The organism is Ensifer sp. M14, assembly GCF_003355565.1.
In the GTDB taxonomy this organism is placed as follows: domain Bacteria; phylum Pseudomonadota; class Alphaproteobacteria; order Rhizobiales; family Rhizobiaceae; genus Ensifer.
Map to the genome: position 1 here is coordinate 1 of NZ_QJNR01000041.1, position 252 is coordinate 252.

1 protein-coding gene is annotated in these 252 nt (G+C 66.7%); it reads right to left on the bottom strand.

Annotated elements, in window-relative coordinates; genetic code table 11:
* A partial coding sequence (locus tag BLJAPNOD_RS35100; RefSeq protein WP_115423218.1) for an aldehyde dehydrogenase family protein occupies nucleotides 1-252 on the bottom strand: 252 nt, incomplete at both ends.

Genomic DNA, 252 nt, shown 5'->3' on the forward strand with positions numbered 1-252 from the left:
TGGTGTTGCCGTAGCAAAGCGCCGGCGCGATCTTCCAGGCGGGAATGGCGATCGGAAAATTCCACGGCGTGATGATGCCGACGACGCCCACCGGCTCGCGGGTGATCTCGACGCCAATGTTCGGGCGCACCGAGGGGATGACCTCGCCGGCCAGCCGCAGCGCTTCGCCGGCGAAGAAGTCGAAGATCTGGCCGGCGCGCACGGTCTCGCCGATGCCTTCTGCCAGCGTCTTGCCCTCTTCGCGCGACAGAA